The following is a 15691-nucleotide window of genomic DNA, read 5'->3' as shown; positions in this document are numbered from 1 at the left end:
AGTAGACGTTTCAGCCGCGCTTGCCCATGGGGGTACAGCGGCCTCCAAGTCAGGCTCAAGTCAGCGCGACGCTCTCCCTGATCTTCGCCAGCAGCGCGGGGTCGCAGGCGCTCTCCGCGCAGAAGTAGAGGACGAGCGCGGACCTGGTCGGCGTCTCGACGAGGTAGCCGGTCACCCTGAGCTGACCCGTGCCCGTCGCGCTGCGCAGGTAGCCCTCGAACCTGGTGGCCGTACGGCCCGCGATCAGGTCGGCCGCGGGCTCGTTGGTGAAGGTGACCTTACCGGGCAGCATGGTGTTGAGCGTCTCCTGCATGCTCTGCAGGTCGGCCTTGGGATCGAAGGTGTCGGCGAGCTGCACGTACAGGCCGGTGGCGTCGGTGGGGTCGAGCGCGTTGACCTCGCTCCAGTCGGCGTTGGCCGCCGCGACGAACAGCGACTCGAACTGCGCGGCGCTGGGTGAGGCGAGCGCGAACAGGTCCACGTGGGTCGTCGCGGTCCAGCCCTCGGGATAGGTGAACGTCATCGGCACGGCGGGGGTCGGCCGGTAGGTCAGCATGCCCTCGCCCCTGTTGGCCAGCACGAGCAGCACCGCCAGCGTGATCGCGGCGACGGCGGCCGTGACCCCGATCAGGACGGCGGGCAGCCTGCGCCTGCCCGTCGTGGCCGGCTTGGGCGCCCTGCTCGTCCTGGGCATCGGCTGCTGGGGCCTGGTCGGTGCCACCTCGCCGCTGATGGCGTCGCGCAGCGCGCCGACGAAGGCCGTGCAGGACGGGTAGCGCTGCTCGGGCGACTTGGCCAGCGCCTTCATCATCACGCCGTCCACCTCGAGCGGCAGCTCGGGGCGCAGGTGCGAGAGCGGGGCGGGCGACTCGGCCAGATGGGCCCACAACAGCGCGACGTCGTTGTCCCTCTCGAAAGGCATCCGTCCGGCCAGCGCCTCGTAGACGACGCAGGCCAGCGCGTACTGGTCGGCCCTGCCGTCGATGTGCTCCTTGTTGATCTGCTCGGGCGACATGTATCTCGGCGTGCCGATGAACTGGTCGGTCTGGGTGAGCCCGGAGATCGAGGTGCGGTGCTTGGTGATGCCGAAGTCGGTCAGGTAGACGTGCTGGCTGGCTTCGTCGCCCGCGAGCAGGATGTTGGCGGGTTTCACGTCGCGGTGGATCAGGTCGTGGGCGTGGGCGGCGTCGAGTGCGGCGGCCACCTGGGCGGCGATGCTGTTGACCTGGCCGACGGGCATCGGGCCCCTGTCGTAGATGAGGCGGCGCAGGTCGAGCCCGTCCACGTAGCGCATGGCGATGTAGAGCACGCCGTGGTCGTCGGAGTTGGCCTCGTAGATCGGGATGATGTTGGGGTGCTCGATGCTGGAGGCGGTCCTCGACTCCAGGATGAAACGCTGGCGGAAGCGGTCGTCGACGCTGAGGATGGGGTTGAGGATCTTCAACGCCACCCTGCGGCTCAGCCTGGGGTCGAGGGCCAGGTAGACCACCGCCATGCCGCCCTTGCCGATGACGTCCTCGATGTAGTACCCGGCGACCTCCTGGCCGATCAGGGATCTCTCGTTCAAGTGCATCACGTTTCGATCGGGTGGCCGCAATAGCCACAGAACCGGTGCGCGGGGCCCAGTTTCATGCCGCAGGCCGTACAGAACTTCACCTGGTGCTGTGCGGTCAGCACAGGTTGCGGCTGCGGTTGGTGCGGGGGGACGACAGGGAAGGCCTGGGAACGTCTGACCATCACGGTCGGGTTGGCGCCGTCGTCGGGAGGAGGCGACGGGATCTCGATGCGCGGCGGCGTCTCCTCCGTCGCGGCCCTTCGCCGCCACAGCAGGAACCCGCCGCCCAGGGCGATGACCAGCACGACGGCGGCCGCGACGATGAACGGCCACAGCGGGATCGTGGTGCCCCTCGGCTGCGCGGCCTTGCGCACCCCCGTGTCGGCGGCGCTGCCCTTCTTGGCCAGCGACTCCTTCAGGTGCGCGGCGGCTACGGGCTGACCGGGGTAGAGGTCGAGCACGCGTTGGAAGGCGGGGCCCGCGTCGGTGTAGTTCTTGGTGTGGAAGCGGGTGAGGGCGGCCTCGAAGGCGGCGTCGAGCGGCCCCCTGCGCGGCGGGGTCTTCGCCGCCGTCAGCGCGGAGGTGATCTCGCGGACGCCGATCATCTTGGCGTCCTTGCCGCCGCCGATGAGCAGCCCGATGACGTGGCCGTCCTTGTCGCCGATCACGGGGGCGCCGAGCATGCCCTGGTCGATGAGCTTGCCGAGCTTGGCCGGCTCGTCGACCTTCTTCTCCGGGTCGGCGAAGGGCCGTCCGCCCTCGCCCGCGCCGCCCTGGCCGAGGTGGGCGATGTCGAGCTTGACCGGCTTGTCGGCGGCGGGCCTGGCCAGGAATCCGGCGACCGAGGTGGGCGAGCCTGGCTTGTCGGGCACCTTGTCGGCCAGCGGGGCGGTGGGCAGGCCCACGCCGCCGTCGGCGCGGGAGGTGGGCTTGAGCACGACGGGGCTGTCTGGCTTGTCGCCCAGCTTCACGACCTCGGCCTTGAACCCGCGACCGTCGGCGGGCGCGATGTTCGGGAAGATCGTGATGTCGGGCTTGATGTCGATGATGCAGGTCGACATCTTGCTCTTGAGGTCGTAGCAGAGCTCCAGGTGGTGGTTGAGCGTGTCGTCGGAGACCTCGTGCCTGGCGAAGTCGGCGGGGATCTTCGCCTTGTGGTGTTCGGCGAAGACCCTGTTGGCCGCGTAGACGGCCAGGTCCTTGTCGGTGCTGACCACCCGGGTGAGCGTGACCACGCCGCCCTCGGGGTTGACGACGATGCCGGTGCCCGTCCCGATCGGCACCTCGTAGGTGCGCTCGACGTGGAGCAGCTCGCCCACGTGGTCGAGCAGGGTGATGTCGATCTTCGCCGTGGCCTCGACGCGCACCACCGCGGGCGTGACGAGGTCGGTGATGCCGCTGGGGTGTTCGTGCGCCATGGCCAGGGGCGCGCTCACCAGGACGACGGCCACCGCCATCGCAGGCACTGTGAGACGTCTCATCGTGAGCTCCCTACGTGCGACAAGACCAGACTGCCTGCGGTCCGCCGAAAGTCAATCGTGACAAGCGCTTGCTTGAGTCCTACGTTATCGGCGTGGGATACCAGTTGGGTGTCGATGTCGGCGGCACCTTCACCGACGTCGTGCTGCGCGCTCCTCATGGCGAGGTCTCGGCCGTCAAGTGCCTCAGCACACCCGACGACCCTCTCTTGGGCATCATGAGCGGTATCGCTCAGGCGCTCGGCGACGTTACTCCCTCACTGATCACCAGGGTCGTGCACGCCACCACGCTGGCCACCAACGCGGTGCTGGAGCGCACGGGCGCGAGGGTGGCGTTCGTGACGACGAAGGGCTTCCGCTCCCTGATACCTCTCGGCCGCTACGCACGCGTCGAGGAGGACCGCTACGACCTGCGCTTCACCCCGCCCGTCCCGCCCGTGGCCGCCGAGGACTGCTTCGAGGTGGACGAGCGCGTCGGCGCGGACGGCTCGGTGCTGGTTCCCCTGTGCCCCGAATCGGTACGGCGGGCGGGCCGCGAGATCGCCGCTCGCGGGATCACCTCGGCTGCCGTGTGCCTGCTGCACTCCTATGCCGACCCCTCGCACGAGCGCCAGGTGGCCGATCTGCTGCGGGAGTTCGTGCCCAGCGTGGTGATCTCCTCGGAGGTGTGGCCGGAGCTCAGGGAGTATGAACGAGCCACCACCACCATCATGTCCGGATATGTCGGGCCGCTCATGGCGTCGTACCTGACCAGGTTCCAGGACGAGCTGCGCTCCTTCGGCATCACCGCCCCCGTGCACGTCATGGAGTCGGGCGGCGGGGTCATGTCGGCCGTCCAGGCGGCGCGCAGGGCGGTGGCCACGATCGAGTCGGGGCCCGCGGCGGGCGTGCTGGCCGCCTCGCTCACCGGACACCCGGACGTGATCTCCTTCGACATGGGCGGCACGACCGCCAAGACGTGCGTGATCAGGAACGGCCGGCCAGAGATCACCCACGAGTTCCACGTCGGCGGCAAGGGCAGCTTCGGCGGCCGTCGCGCGGGGACCGGCGTCCCCGTGAAGACCCCTGCCATCGACCTGGCCGAGGTGGGCGCGGGCGGCGGCAGCATCGCCTGGGTGGACGCCGCGGGCGCGCTGCGCGTGGGCCCCCGCTCGGCGGGCTCCTCCCCCGGGCCCGCCTGTTACGGGCTGGGCGGCTCCTCCCCCACCGTCACGGACGCCAACCTGGTTCTCGGCTACCTCTCTCCTCGTTCCTTCGCCGCCTTCTCGCTCTCCGCCGAGCTCGCGGAGAAGGCCGTGGACAGGGTGGCGGGCGCGCTCGGGGTGGCAAGGGAGGCGGCGGCGCATGCCGTGCACGAGATCGTCGGGGCGGCGATGGGCTCGGCGGTGCACGTGGTGACCGTGCAGCGCGGGATCGACCCTCGGGGGTTCGTCCTGGTCGCCTTCGGCGGCGCGGGCCCCATGCACGCCGCCAGGGTGGCAGGCAGGTTCGGCATCGGCACCGTCGTCGTGCCCGCCCTGTGCGGGGTCGCGTCGGCGGCGGGGCTGCTGGCCGGTGAGCTGTCCACCGAGCGGGTCCTGTCGGCCCTGTCAGCCCCCGATCCCGGCGCGGTCTTCGCCGCTCTGGAGGCCGCCGCCCTGGCCGACCTCGGGGTCGCGGCCGGCGCGGCCGGCCTGCGGGTCGAGCGCTCGGTCGACGTGCGCTTCCGTGGGCAGGCGCACGAGCTCACCGTGCCATGGGGCCCGTCCGTGGACTCCGCGTTCTTCCTGAAGTACCACCAGGTGTACGGCATCGCCCAGGAAGGCGAGATCGAGATCGTCAGCTACCGCCTGCGCCTCACCATCCCGGCCGGGCGGCGGACGGCGGGCGACCCCGGCACCCGAGAGGGGCCCACCGGCCGGCCGCCCCGCAGCCGCCTCGCCTACTTCGCCGAGTGCGGCGGCTACGTCGACGTCCCTGTGCTCACCCGCGCCGCCGTGGGCTCCCTCCGGGGTCCCGCGATCATCGAGGACCCCGAGTCCACCATCGTCGTCCCGCCCGGCTGGGGCGCCGCCCTGTCGCCCGACGGCTCCGTCACCCTCACAGGGGAGGGCGGCGCGTGAACGACGCCCTGACCGCGGAGGTCCTGCGCAACGCCCTCGTCGTGACGGCCGAGGAGGCGAGCGTCGTCGTCGTCAGGTCCGCCTACTCCACCTTCATCGTCGAGGGCTCCGACGCCAGCGCCGCCGTCCTCGACGTCCGAGGACGCCTGATCGCCCAGTCCATGGCGACCACGCTCATGAACAGCATGGCGCTCAAGGTCGCCCTCCCCTTCCTGCTGGCCGACCACCCGCCTGCCACCATGGCGCCCGGCGACGCCTACGTCATGAACGACGCCTACAGGGGCGGGGTCCACACCAACGACCTGCTCGTCTACCGTCCCGTCTTCGTGGAGGGCGAGCCCGCCTACCTCACCGCCACCATGATCCACGTCTCGGACCTCGGCGGCCTGTCGGCGGGCGGCATGGCCCCTCTCGCCACCGACATCTTCCTCGAGGGCCTCCAGCTGCCTCCTGTGCGGCTGGCCACCGCCGAGGGGATCGTGCCCGCCGTCGAGGCGATCCTGCGCGCCAACTCACGCACGCCCGACAAGGTGATGGGCGACGTCCGCGCGCTCCTGGCCGGCACCGCCGTCGCCGCGGCCCGCCTCTCCTCCCTGGTCACGGAGTACGGCGCCGCCGGGCTGGCCGAGGGGATCGACGCCTACCTCGACTACACCGAGGCCCGCACCCGCGCCGCCCTCACCGAGCTGCCCAGGGGCCGTTTCACCGCGTCGTACCCGATCGACGACGACGGCATCCACCCCGGCCGCCCGCACACCGTCCGTGTCACCGTCACCCTCCCCACCCACGGCACGGAGGCTCCGCACCCGGTCACCGGGCAGTCGCGAGTTCGGGGGACGGCGGAACGCGGAGAGAGCGAGGGCGGAGAGAGCGGGGGCGGGGGCGGGGCTCCGGCGGGCGCTCCCGTGGTGGTGGACTTCGAGGGGACAGGCCCGCAGGTGCCCGCCGCCATCAACTCCTCCGCCTCCCAGTCGATGGCGGCCGCCGTCTTCGCCGTGCGCTGCTTCCTCGACCCCACCATCCCCATGAACGACGGCTGCCTGCGCGCCATCGACGTGCGCCTGCCCGTCGGCTCGCTGCTCAACGCCACGCCCCCGCACCCCTGCGGCGGCCGCTTCGTACCGATCTACGCCGCCATGGAGGCCGTCTTCCAGGCCCTCTCCGAGGCGGTGCCCGAGCGGGCCATCGCCGCCAGCGGCATCCTGCAGCCGTTCTCCATCGCCGCCGTCGGGGCGCCGTACTGGATCCACCTGTCCTACGACTTCGGCGGGGTCGGCGCCCGCCGCGGCCTGGACGGGCCCGACGCCACGGGCGTGCACTTCGGCATCGGCCGCAACTCCGTGCCCCAGGCCGAGCCGGTGGAGACGCGCTGCCCGATGATCGTGGAGTCGGTCGAGACCATCCCCGACTCCGGAGGGCCCGGCACGTTCAGGGGCGGGCTCGGCTCCCGTACGGTGCTGAGGTTCCTGGCCCCCTGCCACGTCACCACCCGCGGCGACCGGCTGAGCCTGGCGCCGCAGGGCCGCGAGGGCGGGCTGCCCGGCAGGCTGGGCGGCTTCTACAGACGGCACCTGGACGGCACGCTGGAACGGCTACCGTCGAAGGCCAACAACGTGCGGTTCGAGGAGGGCGAGGCGTTCGTCGTCGAGACGACGGGGGGAGGCGGTCTCGGACCCCCGCTGTCGAGGGATCGCGCCCTCGTCGAGGCCGACCTCAGGGCGGGCCTGATCACCGAGCAGGGCGCCCGACGCGACTACGGACTGGTCATCCCCGCCGCTTCACCAGCTCGCCCGGGTCGAAGCTGACCTCGAACGGCGTGGACAGGGTGGCGAGCTCGCCCGGCTTGTGGACGACGGGCGGCTCGTAGGCGTCGCCGTCGAGCCGGTAGACGTAGAGCGCCGGCCCTTCGGACAGCTCGATCCGCCAGTAGACGGGGATGCCGGCGGCCGCGTAGGCCTCGGTCTTGAACCCCCGGTCGCGCGCCTGGGTGCTGGGGCTGACGACCTCGACGGCCAGTAGCAGGTCGCCCGGAACGAACATCAGCTTGTCGTCCTCCATGGACTCAGCAGAGACGACGACGAGGTCGGGGATGTAGAAATCCTTGTCGCTCACCCGGAGGTTGACTGTGGGCAGCGGCTGCATCTCAGGTGGAGCGGCGTCCTCCAGAATCCGTCCGAGACGGATGATCGCCAATTGGTGGAAGGAGGTGGGGGCAGGGCTCACGAGTAGGCTCCCGTTGAAGAGCTCGTAACGGTTCCCGTCGTCAGGGAACTTGAGCAGGTCGTCGACGGTGAACGGCGGCTCTCCTGGAAGAACCGTGCGCCTCGTGGTCGGTTCGGTCGTCGCCATCGCGGTCACCCATTCAGTATCGGGAGTCCAGCCCTTGCACAGATGCTACTTCCCCGATTTCAGCTACTTTCCGTCACGAGGCCGCCACGAAAGCGCGCCCTGCCGTACCGCCGCGTGGACGGCGCGGGCGACGCGGGCGCCGTACGGCGAGCGGGGCCCGCCGAAGATCTCCTCGGGGCCCGAGGAAGGGACGGCGACGCAGACGGCGTCCGAAGCGGTTCCCGTACACGGATAGCCCGCCTCGACCAGCGCCTGCGTCTTGGCCTCCGTGGCGGTCATCACCACGTTGACCAGCGCCGCGTCGGTCATCGCGACAGGCACGGTCACCATGATGTTGATCGTGCCCACGCGCATGGGCGCCAGCTCGGCATCGACGTGTCCCTCAGGGGCGGCGGCCCAGGTGGGCACGCGGAGCCCGACCGTGGCGACGGCCTCGACGCCGCCGTCCGAGCCCGTCGTGCAGCGGTCCACCGAGGCGGCGGTCATCATGCCGACCCCCTCACCCGCGGGGCCGAGCGAGAGCAGGTGCTCCACCGGGTCCATCCGTGAGTATCCCGCCGTGACCTGGGCGTTCAGCACCCAGGAGCGGGCTCCGATGCCCCCTCCGAGCATCGCAGAGGAGATCATCCGCCAGCCCGGGCCGAACTCCCACAGCAGCGCGCCGAGGCGCTCGCCCTCCTCCATGCGGTACGACAGGTTCAACGGCCCCTCACCAGGTGGACGACGGGCCGCCCGTCGGGGCCCGGCTCGATCTTGACGTGCGCGTCGAAGTGCTTGCCCACCAGCGCCTCAGTCAGCACCTGGGACGGCCTGCCCGAGGCTACCGCGCGGCCGTCGGCCAGGAGCAGGAGCCTGTCGGCGTACTGCCCCGCGAGGCTGAGGTCGTGCAGGGTGGTGACGACGGTCAGCCCGTCGGCGAGCCTGAGGTGGTCGACGAGTTCGAGCACCTGCTGCTGGTGGCCGAGGTCGAGGGCGGTGGTGGGCTCGTCGAGCAACAGGACGGGCGCCTCCTGGGCCAGCGCCCTCGCCAGCACGACCCGCTGCCGCTCGCCGCCTGAGAGGTTCTCCACCCGCCGCCCCGCCAGCGCCGTCAGATCGAGCCTGTCGAGCACCGAGGCGGTCACCTCCCTGTCCCTGCGGCTCTCGCGCCCGAGGTAGGGGATGTACGGCGTGCGTCCCAGCAGCGCGTAGTCGAAGACCGTCATGTCCGGGGGCAGTCCGGGCGTCTGCGGGGCGAAGGCGACCGTCCTGGCCCGCTCCCTCGGACGGCCCAGCGGCGCCGCGTCGAACAGGACCGAGCCCTCGCAGGGGATCAGCCCCATGATCGCCCGCAGCAGCGTCGACTTGCCCGCGCCGTTGGGGCCGATGACGGCCAGCCACTCGCCCCGCCGCACCGTCAGGGCGACGTCGGAGAGGACAGGCCGCCCTCCCAGCGCGACCGACAGCCCCTGGACCTCGATCACATTTCCGCCTTCCTGGTCATGCGCAGGACGCCGACGAAGAAGGGGGCGCCGATGAAGGCGGTGACGACGCCGATGGGCAGCTCGGCGGGGGCGATGACGGTGCGCGCGGCGAGGTCGGCCAGCACCAGGAAGGCGCCGCCGCCGATCAGCGAGAGTGGCAGCACGACCCGGTAGGAGCCCCCTGCGAGGCGGCGCACGACGTGCGGGACGACGATGCCGACGAAGGCGATGAGCCCGCTGACCGCGACGGCCGCCGCGGTCGCCAGGCAGGCGGCGACGAGCACGACGAGCCTGACCCTCGCGGCCCTGACGCCGAGCGCGGTCGCCTCGTCGTCACCGACCGACAGCACGTCCAGCATCCGCCCGTGCAGCAGGAGCACGGCCGTCGAGACCAGCGCGTAGGGGGCGATGAGCGCGATCTGGTCCCACCCGCCGCGCACGTCACCGAGGATCCAGGAGTAGATGCGCTTGAGCTCCTCGACCTTGAGCTGCTGGATGAACGTCTGGATCGCGGTGAGGAAGGAGGTGACGGCCACGCCCGCCAGGACCAGGGTGACGGTGCCGCCGGACCGTCCCGCGGTGTTGCCGAGGGCGTAGGCGAGCAGGACGCCCCCGACCGCGCCCGCGAACGCGGCGGGAGGGATGGCGGCCCCGCCGCCGGGGAGGAGCACGATGACCATCGTGACCGTGAGGCCCGCGCCCGCGGCGGCGCCGAGCAGATAGGGGTCGGCCAGCGGGTTGCGGAAGACGCCCTGGTAGCCGCCGCCCGCGATGGCCAGCAGCCCGCCGACCGTGGCGGCAACCAGCACGCGCGGCAGCCTGATCTGCCACAGCAGGCCCTGCTCGATGGGGGCCAGCCCGGCGTCGATCTCGACGCCGGGCAGCCAGTCGAGCACCTGCAGCACGACCTGCCAGGGCGAGATGCCCGCCGCGCCGCCCAGCATCCCGGCGATCATGGAGAGCGCGAGGACCACGAGGGCGGCCACGATCCAGAGGGGCCTGGCTCTGGCGGGCGCGTGCGCGACCACTAGCGGCCGTTGGCCTTCTGCACGGCCTGGCCGATGGTCGTGGCCAGATCGACGATGCGCGGGCCCCAGCGGGAGGCGATGTCGTCGTCGAGCTGGACGACGCTGTCGTTCTTGATCGCCTTGAGCTCCTTCCAGCCCGGCCGCTCGGACAGCGTCTGCCTGCTCTGCTTGCAGCACTTCACGTCGGCCAGGAAGATCAGGTCGGGGTCGGCCTGTGCGACGAACTCGGCCGACAGCTTGGGATAGCCGCCCGCCGCGTCGGGGGCCTTGTCGGCCACGTTGACCAGCCCGAACATCGAGTAGATCTGGCCGATGAAGGTGTTGGAGGTCGCGGCGTAGGGCGTGGTGTCGAGCTCGTGGTAGTAGGTGAGCTTCTTGCCGTCCGTCGCCTGGGCGGACAGCTTCTCCATCGCCGACTTCATGTCCGCGACGACCTTGTCGGCCTTGTCCTTGTTGCCCGTGGCGAGGCCGAGGTCGGCGATCTCGTCGTAGGCGTCGTCGATCTTGGTGGCGGCCGGCTCCACGAGGACGGGCACGTTGACCTTGGCCAGCTCGGCGGCGATCGTGTCGTCGGAGGCGATGACCAGGTCGGGCTTGTGGGCGATGATCGCCTCGACGTTCGGCTTGAAGCCCGACAGGTCGGTCCTGGGCGCCTCGGCCGGGTGGTTGGACAGCGCGTCCACCGCGACGACCTGCGGGCCCGCGCCGATCGCGAAGAGGGATTCGGTCGCGGTCGGCGAGATCGAGACGATGCGCTCGGGCCGCTTGGCGATCGTGATCTCGCCGTTGGCCGCCTGCACCTTGGCGGGGAAGGCGGCGTCCTGCGAGGCGGAGGGGGCGGAGGAGGGGGCGTTGGACGAGGGGGCGCCGGACGGGGTCGCGCTGGTCTGGCCGCAGCCTGCCAGCATGACCGTTCCCAGCAGCGCGCCCGCGAAGGCCGTGCGTACGGGCCTCACGAGGAGTCCTTTCTGTCGGAACCGAGAGACCCGCGAAAACGCGACGGATCACCCTTTTCCACGAGGGTTGATGACGTCAGCGCAGCGGCAGGCGACCTGGCTTTGACAGTTGCGGGACAGCGCCGGAATCACACCGGACTTCGCTGCGGCACTACGCGTCGGACACACGTTATCAATTCTCCCCGTGGGCCCGAAGTCAAGGGGTGTTGAGCTGGGCCTCCGCCTCGGCGATGACTTCCTGCAGGTGGAGACCGCGCGCCGCGTCGAGCGGGTGGCCGCCGCCCCGGCGTACGGTCATGGCGAACTCCTCGGCCACGACGGAGAGCGGGTCGTCGTCGAAGTGGGGCAGGCGGGCGCTGCCGAGCCTGCCGTAGACCTCGACGCGCTGCGGCGGCAGGTCGCCGGCCGCTGCCATGGACAGCGACACCTCGCTGACCGCGCCGCCCTCGTGCTCCAGCAGCAGGCCGACCCACCTGAGCGGGTGGCCGTGCGCGCGGACGCCGACCACCCTGCCGAGCGCGGCGTCGAGCAGGTCGATGACGTGCGGGCCGACGTCGAGGAGCGCGCCGCGCTCGAGCCGCCAGGGCGTGGCGAAGGGGCCTCCGCTTGTCAGTGCGCCCGAGATGTTGGCCGCGTGGCCGCCGAACGCCTCGATCTGGGCGCACCTGGCCAGGAAGTCCTTGGTCTGCGGGGCGTAGCGGAGCGTGAGCAGCATCTGGGAGGCGACGCCCGTTTCGGCCACCGCGTCGGCCAGCCTGCGCGCGCCGTCGAGATCGGCCGCGAGGGGCTTCTCCAGCAGCAGCGCCTTGCCCGCCTTCGCGGCCTGCACGGCCAGCTCGGCCTGGACGGCGGGCGGCACGCAGAAGGCCACCGCCTCGACCGCGTCGAACAGCTCCTCGATCCGCTCGTGAACGGGGGCGCCCAGCCTGGCCGCGGCCTCGGGACGGCGCGCCCACACGCCGGCGAGCCTGGTGTGAGGCCCCTTGGCCAGCATGGGCGCGTGCGCCATCTCCGCCCAGGGTCCGGCGCCGATGAGTCCTACCGCGACAGGCTCCATGATCTTCACTCTAGGCCCTGCCAGGTGTGGATAGCGTGCTCGGGCCGGTGCGCGGAGGTGCCCGAGTCGATGACCAGGCTCTGTCCCGTGACGCAGCGCGCCTCGTCGGAGGCAAGGAAGGCGACCAGCGCGGCCACGTCCTCCACCTCGCACGGCCACGGCAGCAGGCGCTCCGCGGCCTTGTCGGCCAGGCGGGAGGGGCCGAGCGCGAGCCTGGCGGCCTCGGTCATGACCAGGGCGGGAGCGACGGCGTTGCAGCGGACGCCGCGGGAGCCGTACATGGTCGCCACGTAGCGGACGAACCCGGTGAGCGCCGCCTTGGAGGTGCCGTAGGCGGCGTGGTCGACGTCGCCGAGGTAACCGGAGAGGGAGGAGGTGATCACGATCGCCGAGCCGCTGCCCATGGCGGGGACGGCGTGCTTGACCATGAGCATCGCGCCGCGCAGGTTGACCGCCATCGTCCTGTCCCACACCCGGACGTCGAGGTCGGCCAGGTCGCCGTCGCGGCCGTAGACGTCGGGGTCGAGGCAGGCGGCGTTGGAGTGCAGCACGTCCAGGCGGCCGAAGCTGCCCACCAGGTCGGCCACCGCCGCCGCGACCTGCACCTCTTCGGAGACGTCGCAGGCGATGGCCATGGCGGTGCCGCCCCTCGCCCTGATCGCCGCCGCGGTGCTCTTGGCGGCGGCCGAGCGCAGGTCGGCCACGCCGACGCAGGCGCCCTCGGCGGCGAGCCTGGCCGCGCAGGCGGCGCCGATGCCCGAGCCCGCCCCCGTGACCAGCGCCACCTTGCCGTCGAAGCGGCTCACCACTGCACCAGCAGGGACGGCAGTCCGCGCCCGACGATCGACCTGCGGTAGGCGACGGGCGCGCCGGGGACCGGCTTGAGCCCGGGAAGGCGGCGGCCGAGCACCTCCAGTGCGGTGCGCAGTTGCAGCCTGCCGAGCGCGGCGCCGACGCAGAAGTGGATGCCGTAGCCGAAGACCAGATGCGCGTCGGCGTTGGCCCTGTCGATCACGAAGGTCTCGGGGTCGGGGAAGACGGTCTCGTCGTGGGCGGCGGAGTCGGTCGACAGCAGCACCAGCGCCCCGGCAGGTATGCGCACGCCGTGCAGCTCGACCTCGGCGGTGGTGTGGCGGAAGGAGCCGAGCGAGGCGCCGTCGATCCGCATGCACTCCTCGACCGCGTTCGGGATCCGCTCGGGCGGCACCGGCCAGAGGCCCTCGCGCAGCAGGCGCAGCACGCTGTTGCCGAGCTGGTTGGGCACGGTGTCGTTGCCGCCGAGCAGGATCGTGGAGATCAGCTCGACCACCTCGCGGTGGGTGAGCTCCTTGCCGATGAGAGAGGTCATCAGCGAGGTGAAGTCGTCGCGCGGCTCCTTGGCCCTGGCCGCGACCAGCCTGTCGACGTAGTCGAGGTAGGTGAGGAAGCTGTCGGCCAGCTCCAGCTGCCTGTCCGGCGGCTGGGGCGAGAGGAACAGCTGGAACCAGTCCTTGACCCGGTGCTGGACGAAGCTCTCGTCGGACTCCGGCACGCCGATGAAGGCGGCGGTGAGCTTGACCGAGGGCTCGTGCGCGACCTCCTGGACGAAGTCGGCCTCGCGACGCCCTGCCAGCCGGTCGAGCAGGTTCTCGTTGAGCTCGCGGAAGCGGCGCTCCATGGCGGCCACCGCGCGCGGGGTGAAGGCGCGCGAGACCGAGCGGCGCAGCCGGGTGTGGTCGGGCGGGTCCACGTTGGCCACGAAGCTGGACAGGAACGAGCCGTGCTCGCCGAGCCTCCTCCTGGTCTCCTCGGTGAGGCTGCGAGAGATCGTGAGCGAGCCCTTCGAGGAGAAGACGCGCGGGTCGCCGTAGGCCGCGCGCACGTCGGCGTACCTGGTCAGGACGTAGGCGCCCAGGTGCGCGCTGTGGAAGACCGGCTGCTGGTGCCGCAGCGTTCTCAGGAAGTCGTACGGCGAGGCGACGTGCCAGTCCTGGGTGACGTCGAAGTCCATCCGAGGATCCTCCGCGGGTTGTCGACGAGCATCTGGTGGATCTGTTCCTCGGTCACGCCACGCCTTCGCAGCTCGGGCAGGACGTCGGTGGGGATGTGGAGCAGGTGGTAGTTGGGGTGGCGGCGCCGTACGACGTCGGGGTCGAACCTGTCGTTGAAGCAGTAGGAGTCGTGGGACAGCACGAGCCTGCCCGCGTGGCCGCGCTCGCACAGGGCGGCCACCACCGAGCACCTGTCGTCGAAGGAGCTGATCGTCTCGATGCCGAAGCGGTCCATGCCGAGGAAGGAGCCGTTGGCGATGAGCTCCTCCAGGTAGGCCAGGTCGGTGGAGTCGCCGGCGTGGCCGATGACCACCCTGGTGAGGTCCACGCCCGCCTTGGCCAGGACACGCTGCTGCTCCAGCCCTCCCGGCTGGGCGCTGTGGGTGGTGATGGGCGCGCCGGTGGCCACGTGCGCCTCGGCCACCGCCCTGAAGACCCGCTCGCAGCCCCGCGTCATGCCGAGGTGGTCGGAGGCGCACTTGAGCATCGCCGCCCGCACGCCCGTCCTCCCGATGCCCTCGGTGAGGTCCCTGACGAAGAACTCCGCCAGCCGGTCGGCGCCGCCGAACAGGCTACCCGGGCCGCGGTTGCCGAAGTAGGGCGGCAGCGCGTCGTAGGTGTAGAGCCCGGTGGCCACCACGATGTTGACCTCGGTCAGCTCGGCGACCCGCTGGACGGCGGGGACGTAGCGGCCGAGGCCGACCACGGTGAGGTCCACGATGGTGTCGATGCCCGCCGCCTTCACCGCGTCGAGCTTGGCGGCGGCCTCGCGCGCCCTGACCTCCAGGTCCCACCCCTCGGGGATGTCGGGCCAGTTCCAGAGGATCTCGGGGCTCAGGCCGAAGACGTGCTCGTGCATGAGCGTGGCGCCCAGGTCGCCGACCTCGCCCTTCACCGTCACAGGCACGGGAACCTCGGGTGGTCGAAGGGCTGGTTCACCGCGAGCCCCAGCCCGTCGGTCTGGCCGTACGGCATGCCGGTGTAGAGCGCGTCGGCGTCGAAGTAGGTGGCGGTGAACGACAGCCTCGGGCTGTCGCGCCGGTTGGCCGGCGCGCCGTGCACGGTCAGGGCGTGGTGCACGGTCGCGTCACCCGCCCTGAGGTCGAGCGGCGGTGAGGTCTCCAGCTCCTTGAGCCATGGATGCTGGGTGAGCTGGTCGTCGCCCGCCCTGGTGAAGCTCCTGCCGAGCAGGCCGTGGCGGTGCGAGCCGCTGTAGAAGCGCAGCGAGCCCATGTCGGCGGGCACGTCGACCAGCGCGAGCCAGATGGTCAGCATGGCCGAGCGGTCCATGGGCATCCAGGGGAAGTCCTGGTGGAACTCGGTGGCGCCGTGCTCGCCCGGCTCCTTCACCAGCAGGTTGGTCACCTGCAGCCGGACGGAGGCGACACCGTGCAGCAGCCGCACGGCGTTGGGCGCCAGGGCGGCGCTCAGCTCGCCGAACAGCGGGTCGTCCGCCGCGACGTCGCGGGACTGTCCGAAGGCCTGGTCGACCAGCGTCGCGTGGACCCTGGACCTCTCGCCGATCCTGGCCAGGGCGCGTTCCCGCAGGACGGCCGCGCCTGCGGGGTCGAGCAGGCGCGGCAGCCGTACCCAGCCGTTGGTGTGGAAGAAGGCGACCTCGTCGTCGGTCGCGGGGCGCACGTCCATGCCCACAGTGTCTGAGCAAGCGCTTG

General features: G+C 71.4%; 14 protein-coding genes. 2 read left to right on the top strand and 12 right to left on the bottom strand.

The genetic code is table 11. The features are described 5' to 3' along the window. Positions 1 to 55 precede the first annotated feature (55 nt). Together FHR33_RS38135 and FHR33_RS38130 are read right to left on the bottom strand one after the other, a co-directional pair. The gene (locus FHR33_RS38135) at positions 56 to 1573 is read right to left on the bottom strand and encodes a serine/threonine protein kinase (protein ID WP_183660545.1); all 1518 of its coding nucleotides are present in this window, start codon (positions 1571 to 1573) and stop codon (positions 56 to 58) included. Further along, positions 1573 to 3036, bottom strand: coding sequence for a zinc ribbon domain-containing protein (locus FHR33_RS38130; protein ID WP_183658511.1), 1464 nt, complete (start codon positions 3034 to 3036; stop codon positions 1573 to 1575). The genes FHR33_RS38135 and FHR33_RS38130 overlap by 1 nt, the downstream gene beginning before the upstream one ends. Before the next feature lie 92 nt (positions 3037 to 3128). Between FHR33_RS38130 and FHR33_RS38125 the strand changes: the two genes are divergently transcribed. Together FHR33_RS38125 and FHR33_RS38120 are read left to right on the top strand one after the other, a co-directional pair. Further along, positions 3129 to 5135: a hydantoinase/oxoprolinase family protein gene (locus FHR33_RS38125; RefSeq protein ID WP_183658508.1), complete on the top strand. Its 2007-nt coding sequence runs from the start codon at positions 3129 to 3131 to the stop codon at positions 5133 to 5135. After that, a complete protein-coding gene (locus FHR33_RS38120; protein ID WP_183658505.1) occupies positions 5132 to 6940 on the top strand; it encodes a hydantoinase B/oxoprolinase family protein in 1809 nt (602 codons plus the stop codon). Before FHR33_RS38125 ends, FHR33_RS38120 begins: the two co-directional genes overlap by 4 nt. Here the strand turns inward: FHR33_RS38120 and FHR33_RS38115 are convergent. The 10 genes from FHR33_RS38115 to FHR33_RS38070 all read right to left on the bottom strand — a co-directional run bounded on the left by FHR33_RS38115 (position 6900) and on the right by FHR33_RS38070 (position 15665). Beyond that, entirely contained in the window at positions 6900 to 7484 is a 585-nt protein-coding gene (locus tag FHR33_RS38115; RefSeq protein WP_183658502.1) for a Uma2 family endonuclease, read from the bottom strand. The genes FHR33_RS38120 and FHR33_RS38115 overlap by 41 nt on opposite strands. A gap of 63 nt (positions 7485 to 7547) precedes the next feature. Continuing rightward, positions 7548 to 8186, bottom strand: a complete 639-nt coding sequence (locus FHR33_RS38110) for an adenosylcobinamide amidohydrolase (protein ID WP_246452310.1) — start codon at positions 8184 to 8186, stop codon at positions 7548 to 7550. Beyond that, positions 8183 to 8947: an ABC transporter ATP-binding protein gene (locus FHR33_RS38105; protein WP_183658499.1), complete on the bottom strand. Its 765-nt coding sequence runs from the start codon at positions 8945 to 8947 to the stop codon at positions 8183 to 8185. The genes FHR33_RS38110 and FHR33_RS38105 overlap by 4 nt, the downstream gene beginning before the upstream one ends. Further along, entirely contained in the window at positions 8944 to 9903 is a 960-nt protein-coding gene (locus FHR33_RS38100) for a FecCD family ABC transporter permease (protein ID WP_221242373.1), read from the bottom strand. The genes FHR33_RS38105 and FHR33_RS38100 overlap by 4 nt, the downstream gene beginning before the upstream one ends. Positions 9904 to 9974: 71 nt before the next feature. Then, positions 9975 to 10931 carry an ABC transporter substrate-binding protein gene (locus FHR33_RS38095; RefSeq protein WP_312895908.1) on the bottom strand — a complete coding sequence of 319 codons (957 nt, stop codon included), beginning with the start codon at positions 10929 to 10931 and terminating at the stop codon, positions 9975 to 9977. 196 nt (positions 10932 to 11127) lie between these two features. Further along, a complete protein-coding gene (locus FHR33_RS38090; RefSeq protein ID WP_183658496.1) occupies positions 11128 to 11988 on the bottom strand; it encodes a Gfo/Idh/MocA family protein in 861 nt (286 codons plus the stop codon). Between the two features lie 5 nt (positions 11989 to 11993). Then, positions 11994 to 12794: an SDR family NAD(P)-dependent oxidoreductase gene (locus FHR33_RS38085; protein WP_183658492.1), complete on the bottom strand. Its 801-nt coding sequence runs from the start codon at positions 12792 to 12794 to the stop codon at positions 11994 to 11996. After that, entirely contained in the window at positions 12791 to 13978 is a 1188-nt protein-coding gene (locus tag FHR33_RS38080; RefSeq protein WP_183658490.1) for a cytochrome P450, read from the bottom strand. Before FHR33_RS38080 ends, FHR33_RS38085 begins: the two co-directional genes overlap by 4 nt. After that, complete coding sequence (locus FHR33_RS38075; RefSeq protein WP_312895907.1) at positions 13924 to 14925, bottom strand: phosphotriesterase family protein; 1002 nt, start codon at positions 14923 to 14925, stop codon at positions 13924 to 13926. Before FHR33_RS38075 ends, FHR33_RS38080 begins: the two co-directional genes overlap by 55 nt. Further along, positions 14916 to 15665, bottom strand: a complete 750-nt coding sequence (locus FHR33_RS38070) for a phytanoyl-CoA dioxygenase family protein (protein WP_183658488.1) — start codon at positions 15663 to 15665, stop codon at positions 14916 to 14918. The genes FHR33_RS38075 and FHR33_RS38070 overlap by 10 nt, the downstream gene beginning before the upstream one ends. Positions 15666 to 15691: the final 26 nt, after the last annotated feature.

Source organism: Nonomuraea dietziae, from assembly GCF_014195505.1.
Classification (GTDB): domain Bacteria; phylum Actinomycetota; class Actinomycetes; order Streptosporangiales; family Streptosporangiaceae; genus Nonomuraea; species Nonomuraea roseola.
This window is presented reverse-complemented; position numbering and strand designations above follow the sequence as displayed.